The sequence below is a fragment of the Leifsonia aquatica genome, assembly GCF_014190775.1.
Classification (GTDB): Bacteria; Actinomycetota; Actinomycetes; order Actinomycetales; family Microbacteriaceae; genus Leifsonia; species Leifsonia aquatica.
This window is the reverse complement of the sequence record NZ_JACHVP010000002.1, coordinates 685117-692419: the sequence shown is the minus strand read 5'-3', so window position 1 is coordinate 692419 and position 7303 is coordinate 685117. Positions and strand designations below refer to the sequence as shown.

Genomic DNA, 7303 nt, shown 5'->3' with positions numbered 1-7303 from the left:
GTCGTTCGCGTGCGGCGTGTGGGTGATGCGGGCGACCGGGAGGCCCCAGGCGTCCTTCACCGTCGGGTCGAGGTCGACGCGGTTGGACTCGACCGGCAGATCGTGGAGCAGGATCCCGATCTTCATGCTGTAGTTGAACAGGTCGCGGTCGGCGTCCTTCGCGGCCTGGCCCCACGTGGGGCGGCCCGGGAAGCTCCAGTTCACGGGGTGGCCGAGCATCGACGGGAAGATCAGCGAGCCGAGGATGTGCCCTCGCGACTCGTCCGTCTCGTAGAAGTCGAACGAGCACAGGTTCATGTAGTGGCCCGACCAACCGTAGAGCGGGTCGTGCAGCTCCTTGTCGAACAGGCCGACCGAGAACGAGTACTGGTGGAACGTCGCGTTCTTGCCCACCTGCCCGCTCCCGTTGCCGAGGCCGTCGGGGAACAGGGCCGACTTCGACATGAGCAGCAGACGCGGGGTCTCGATGCCGCCGCCGCAGACGATCACGGCCTTGGCGTTCTGGACGAACTCGTTGCCGTTCTCGTCCTGGTATCGCACACCGGTCGCCTTGCCCGTCTTGTCGACCAGGATCTCGCTGACGTAGCAGTCGGAACGGAGGTCGTAGAGGCCGGTGTTCACGGCATCCGGGATGAAGCTGATCAGCGTCGAGGATTTGCCGGTGCCCGGGTCGGGGTACTGCTGCCAGAAGCCGTTCTCGCTGAACGGCTCGCGCCCGCGGTAGGGCTCCGTCACCATCCCCTGCGGCATGGGGAATGTGCTGTGCCCCATCGAGTTCATGGCCGTGGCGAACTTGCGCCCGATCTGGCTGAGCGGGGCCGGCTTGGTCGGGTAGTCGCGGGTGCGACGCCCCTCCCATCGGTTGGCGCCACCGAGGCCCGAGGTGCCGAACTCCCACTCCACGCGGGTGTAATACGGCTCCAGATCGTCGTAGCTGATCGGCCAGTCGACGAGGCTCGCGCCCTCGACGTCGCCGTGCAGGGACCGCAGACGGAAATCGTTCACCGTCATCCGGGGCACCATGCCGCCCCAGTGCGTGGTCCCGCCCCCGACGACCTGCGGGGTCGCCGAGAAGTTCGTGATGACAGCCTCTTCGCTGTCGTTCTGGCGGTACGTGCGCGGCTTGAGCTTCGGGTCCTGCCAGATGAAGTTGCGGTTGAGGAACTTGAGCTCGTCCCCGGACGCGTGCTCGGGCTTCAGCCACGGTCCGCGCTCGAGACCGACGACGCGCAGCCCGGCCTCGGTCAGCACCTTGGCGGCGGTCGCCCCGCCGGCACCGGCGCCGACGATGACGACGTCGACGGGCTCGGGGTTCTTGAGGGTGGTCATTCTGTGTCCTTTCCTTCTGGACGGATCTGGTTCTGGACGGACCGACTAGGCGAGCACACCCGCGCGACCCCGGCGCGCGATCGGCAGCAGCGCATCCCACAGCGCATCGGGGATCTCGAAGCCGGCCAGCTCGACCGTCTGCTCCACGCGCTTCGGCTCCGACATGCCGACGATCGTGGAGGTCACACGCGGGTCGCGCAGGGAGAACTGCAGCGCGGCGGCGGCGAGGGGGACACCGTGCTCGGCGCAGAGGGCCTCCATCAGCCGCACCCGGTCGAGGACCTCGTCGGAGACGGGGGCGTAGCAGTAGGTGGGGACCACGTCGGGGCCCTTCACGAGCATCCCGCCGCCGAACGGGGCCGCGTTCACGAATGCGACGCCGCGCGCTTGGGCGTCGTCGAGCAGCGGCTCCGCCGACTGGTCGACGAGGGTGAAGCGGTTGTGGCTGATGACAGCGTCGAAGGCTTCCGTCGCCAGGTACTGGAGCTCGAGGTCGATCGGGCCGCCGGCGACGCCGAGGTGGCCGATGACGCCTTCATCGCGGAGGGCGATCAGCGCCTCCAGGGGCCCACCCGGCGCGACGCCCTCCTCGAAGGTGATCTTCTCGGGGTCGTGCAGGTAGACCAGCGGCAGCCGGTCGAGGCCGAGCCGGTCGAGGCTCTCCTCCACCGAGCGACGCACGCGGTCGCCGGAGAAGTCGGTCGTGCCCGGGAGCGGGTCCACCTTCGTGGCCACGACGACGCCCTCGGGGACTCCCCCGTGCTCGCGGATCGCCTGGCCGATGCGCTTCTCGCTCTCGCCGCCTCCGTACTCGTTCGACGTGTCGATGAAGGTGAAGGGGCCCTCGAAGACCCGGTGGATGGTCGCGACGGCGGTCTCGGTGTCGACCTCGTAGCCGTACTGGGCCGGGAAGCTGCCGAGGGCGCTCGTCCCGACGCAGACGTCGGAGACGGTCAGACCGGTGCGCCCGAGTTGTGTGATGGTCATGCGCTTCGCTTTCTCTGTCAGGTGGGGTTGATGGTTCGTGGGGTGCGGGAGGGCGGCGCGGTGCTCTGGCGGACGACGAGCGTCGGCAGCACACGCGGCAGCGCGTCGGCCCGTCCGCCGCGCATGAGGTGCAGGATGCGGTCGACGGCCAGCCGGCCGACCTCCTCGAAGTCGAGATGGACGGTCGTGAGTCCCGGCCGGTAGTACCGGGACTCGGGCACGTCGTCGAAGCCGACCACGCTGACGTCCTCGGGCACGCATACTCCGTGATCCGCGAGCGCTTTGACGACGCCGAGCGCCATCTGGTCGTTGGCAACGAACACGGCGGTGATGCGCGGGTCGCGTGCGATCCGGCATCCGGCGTCGTATCCCGAGCGTGTGGTCCAGTCGCCGGTGAAGACCGGGTTCGTCACCCGGCCGCTCGACGCGAGGGCGCGGGACCAGCCCCGCAGGCGGGCGTCGGTACCGAGCCATCCGGGCGGTCCGGCGACCTGCCAGACCGTGTCGTGCCCCAGGTCCAGGAGGTGCCGGGTGGCGAGCTCCGCGCCGCCGATCTCGTCCGTCGCGACGCTGACGGTCCCGTCGGGCGCCCCGGGTTCGAAGAACACGAGCGGCACGTCGGCCTCGAGCCCCGAGATCGCCTCGAGCGCGGCCTGCACCGGCGCCAGGACGACGATCCCGTCGACCGCGTCCTCGGCCAGGTGGTCGAGCGCCGCCTTCATCGCCGCGCGGTCCACGTCACCGAGGGTCACGAGGTTGGTCGCGTATCCCTCGCTCCTGGCCTCGTCGGCGATGCCGCTGAGGGCGACCGACGGGCCGTACTGGGCGAGGCCGAAGCTCACGATGCCGAGGTTCATCGTCCGCCCGTTCGCCAGTGCCCGCGCGGCCGGATTGCGCCGGTACCGCAGCTGCCGGACGGCGAGCTCCACGCGTTCCCGGAGCTCGGGAGCCACGTTGGGGCTCCCGTTGACGACGCGGGAGACGGTCTGCTGGGACACACCGGCGAGACGTGCGACATCGATCATCCTGGCGCCGCGAGTGGTCGACTGCTCTGCGTTGCTCGAAGGCGCCGACACGGGCTCAGCTCGCTGCCCGCGGGGTGCGACGGCCGAAGTGCGACCGGAAGAACCCGGAGATGCGCTGCACGCCTCCCGCGCTGGAGAGGAAGACGGCGATCACGATCACCGCGCCCTTGATCACGAGCTGCGGCTCGGAGGAGATGCCCACCAGGTTCATGACGTTGATGATCGTGGCCAGGACGAACACGCCGATCACGGCACTGATGGGATCGCCCTTGCCGCCCATGAGGGAGGCGCCGCCCACGACCACGGCGGCGATCGCGTCCAGCTCGTAGCCGACACCGATGAGCGAACTGCCCTGCCGGAGTTGCGCCGCCGCGATGAGACCGGCCAGGCCGGCGAGCAGGCCCGACATCGTGTACGTGATGATGAGGTTGCGGGCCACCGGCAGCCCCGAGAGACGGGCGGCCTCTGGATTGCCGCCGATCGCGTACAGCGAGCGGCCGAACGTGGTGAACTTCGCCACCAGCGCCGCGAGGATCATCACGACGAGGAAGATCATGACGGGGTTCTGGAGGCCGAGGCTCGTCCCGCGGGCGAACAGGTCGATGAACGTCTGGTCGGTGATCTGGATCAGGCTGGTCGACTGGATGATGTAGCTGAAACCCTTGACCGCGCTCATCATGGCGAGGGTCGCGATGAACGGCGGGATGCGCAACCACACCACGAGCAGGCCGTTCACCAGCCCCGCGATCCCGCAGCAGAACAAGGTGAACGCCACCGAGAGGCCGGTGGCCATCCCGGCCTGCAGTGTCAGTGCGACGATCACGGTCGACATCGCCAGGATCGAGCCGACCGAGAGGTCGATGCCGCCGGTGAGGATGACGAAGAACTGACCGACCGCGAGCACCGCCACGATGGAGGCGGCCGCGATGACGTTCTCCGCGTTCCGCAGCGTGAGGAAGTCGGCCGAGACGTAGTACCCGATCACGATGATGACGACGAGCACCAGCAGCAGGTAGCTCTTGGGCAGGATGCGCTTGAGCATGCCTCCCCAGGTCGAGCGCGCGTGCGGAGCCGAAGGCGAGCCGCTGGTCTTCTCCGGCTCGTGGAGGGTCTTGTTCGACATTGTCTTTCCCGTCGTTGGGTTTCCGTCAGGTGGGTTCTCTGGATTCGGGCGCGGCTCAGGCCAGCAGTTGGAGGATCCGCTGCCCCTGCGGATCGATCTCGTCGTGGTCGAACTCGGCGACCACGCGGCCGCGGGCCATGACGAGGACGCGATCGCACATCATCGCCTCCGAGATCTCGGAGCTCGCGATGATCACCGTCCCGCCGGAACGGGCGAAGTCGCGGATCAGCTCGTACATGTCCTCCTTGGCGCCGACGTCGACACCGCGAGTGGGCTCGTCGCAGATCAGGAGGCGCGACGAGCGCACCAGCCAGCGGGCGAGGATGCCCTTCTGCTGCGTCCCGCCGCTCAGGGTCTTCATCGGCTGGTTCACGCTCGAGACCTTCATGCCGAGCTTCGTCACCATGTCCTGGGCGGCACGTTTCTCCCGTTTGCGGTCGATGACCGCGAGCCTGCTGAACATCGGCATGCTCGCGAGCGTGATGTTGCCGGCGACGCCCATATCGGGGATGAAGCCCTGCGTCTTGCGGTCCTGAGGCAGCAGGCCGATCCCGCGCCGGATGGCGTCCCGCGGGGATGCGAAGGCGACAGGCTTGTCGTCCATCACGAGGTGGCCGTCCGTCTTCCTGCGCGCACCGGCGAGGAGGCTCGCCAGCTCGGACTGACCGGAGCCGATGAGGCCGGCGATGCCGAGCACCTCCCCCTGATAGAGGTCGAAGTCGACGTCCGCGACCCGGTCGTCCTCGCCGAGGCCCCGCGCCGAGAGAAGGACCGTGTCGGTGCGTCCGGCACCCAGTCGCGGGCTGCGCTCGCCCCGCAGGGCGGCATCCGCGATCGAGCCCTCGAGGCTCTTGCCGACCATCGCCGTCACGACGTCGGCCGGCCGGGTGTCCGCCGTGGTCAGATCGGCCGCGGCGACGCCGTCGCGCAGCACGGTGACCGCGTCGCACAGACTGTACAGCTCGTCCATGCGGTGCGAGATGTAGAGCAGGGTCACGCCTTCGGCCGCGAGCCGGCGCAGCACGGTGAAGAGGCGCTCCACATCGGGGAGCGGGAGCGTGGAGGTGGGCTCGTCCAGCAGGAGGATCCGAGCGTCCTTGTGCAACGCCTTGGCGAGCTCGACGGCCTGCTGCTCGGCCACCGAGAAGGAGGAGACCGGCTGGCGCACGTCGAGGTCGAATCCGACGCGGGCGAGCGCATCCCGTGCCTGAGCCTGCATCTCCTTCCAGTCGACGACGGTCCCCTTGGTCGGAAGCGTGCCGAGGAAGATGTTCTCCGCCACCGAGAGGGACGGGACGAGGCTCAGCTCCTGATAGATGGTGTGGATGCCCGCGTTCTGCGCGTCCGTGGGCTCCCGGAACTTCACGACCTCGCCACCCAGGCGGATGGTCCCGCCGTCGGGCGTCTCGGCCCCGGAGAGGATCTTCACCAGGGTCGACTTGCCGGCGCCGTTCTGCCCGGCGAGGGCGTGGATGCTGCCCCGCTTGACCGAGAGGCTGACCCCCTTGAGCGCCTGGACGCCGAGGTAGCCCTTGGTGATGCCGTCGAGCTGAAGCTCGTCCATGTTTTCCTCTGCACTTCTTCGTGACGTGGTCGTGTGAACCGGTCGCTGCGCCCGAACCGATGACATCGGGCGCAGCGACTCCTCGTGGTACCCGCAGGTGCCTAGTCGTTGGCCCGGACGTAGGTGTCGCCGGGCTTGTAGTACTGCTGGGCGTTCTCCGGCGTGACGACGGTGGTCTTGATGTAGACCTCCTTCTTCGGGCACGCGGTCTTGTCGTCGTTGTAGGCGGCGACGGCCATCTTCACGGCGGCGACGCCCTGGTCCCAGGGCTGGTTGGACGCGGTCGCCTGGAGCGGACCGGTGGGGTTGTCCACCATCTCCTTCACGACGTTCATCCCGCCGTCGTACCCGGCGACGATGACGCCGTCGCCCCAGATGCCGGCCTGCTGGAGGCCCTGCTCGATGCCGCCCTCCATCACGTCGCTCATGCTGTAGACGATCTTCAGGTCGGGGTTGGCCGTGGCGACGTCGCGGATCGGGGCGAGCGCCTTGTCGGGCTTCCACTCGCCGTACTTGGTCTCGAGCTTCTTCGTCGTGATGCCGGGGTAGGCCTTCATCACGCTCTCGTAGCCCTTCATGAACCCGTTGAACCGCAGGTCGCTGAGCACGTCGCCCGGGAAGCCGCCGATGCCGACGACCTTGATCTCACCGGTCTCGCCGAACTTGGCGATGGCCTTCTTCGCCGCGACCTCGCCCGCGAGCGAGCCCGTGTACCCCTGGTCCTCGGCGACGTAGCAGTACATGTCCTTGACCAGCGACGGGTCGAGGTTCGAGTTGACGGTGACGAGGGGGACGCCCGCGCTCTGCAGTGCCGCCACGGAGGACCCGACTCCGATGGGGTCGTTCGGGTTCATGATCACGACGTCGACGTTCTTCGTGATCAGGGTCTGCACGTCCGCGTTCTGCCGGACGGTGTCCCCGTTCGCGTCGAGGAGCTGGATGGTCGCGCCGAGCTTCTTCGCCTCGGCCTGGCCCCCCTCGACGAGGGTCTTCCACCAGTCGCTTCCGCTGATGCCGCGCTGGCTCCAGCCGATGACGAGACCCTTGCCCGTCTTCTTGTCCGCGTCGCTGGCGGCGGAACCGTCGGTTCCTCCGCGGGCGCATCCGGTGAACAGGAGGGCGGTGACCGCGGAGAGGGCGGCGACGGCGAGCAGGGATCGGGTGCGGGTGCGCTTCGTGGTGCTGTTGGGACTGATCATTGTTCCACTTCCTTGTGAGGTGATCGGTGCTGGGGACAGCTGGGTGGTGCAGGTGGTGCCGGGGGAGAGTGTGGCG

The 7303-nt window shown here is 68.5% G+C and carries 6 protein-coding genes; all 6 read right to left on the bottom strand.

What is annotated here, in order from left to right:
* Positions 1-1329: GMC family oxidoreductase N-terminal domain-containing protein (locus tag FHX33_RS13275; RefSeq protein ID WP_183428606.1), on the bottom strand; the 1329-nt coding region annotated here is incomplete at its 3' end.
* A 45-nt stretch (positions 1330-1374) separates the two neighbouring features.
* Positions 1375-2316, bottom strand: coding sequence for an aldo/keto reductase (locus FHX33_RS13270; protein ID WP_021758576.1), 942 nt, complete (start codon positions 2314-2316; stop codon positions 1375-1377).
* 17 nt (positions 2317-2333) lie between these two features.
* A complete protein-coding gene (locus FHX33_RS13265; RefSeq protein ID WP_021758578.1) occupies positions 2334-3341 on the bottom strand; it encodes a LacI family DNA-binding transcriptional regulator in 1008 nt (335 codons plus the stop codon).
* 55 nt (positions 3342-3396) lie between these two features.
* On the bottom strand, positions 3397-4464 hold the full coding sequence (locus FHX33_RS13260) for an ABC transporter permease (RefSeq protein WP_021758580.1): 1068 nt from the start codon (positions 4462-4464) through the stop codon (positions 3397-3399).
* Between the two features lie 55 nt (positions 4465-4519).
* Complete coding sequence (locus tag FHX33_RS13255) at positions 4520-6028, bottom strand: sugar ABC transporter ATP-binding protein (RefSeq protein WP_021758582.1); 1509 nt, start codon at positions 6026-6028, stop codon at positions 4520-4522.
* A 101-nt stretch (positions 6029-6129) separates the two neighbouring features.
* Positions 6130-7227: a sugar ABC transporter substrate-binding protein gene (locus tag FHX33_RS13250; protein WP_021758584.1), complete on the bottom strand. Its 1098-nt coding sequence runs from the start codon at positions 7225-7227 to the stop codon at positions 6130-6132.
* Positions 7228-7303: the final 76 nt, after the last annotated feature.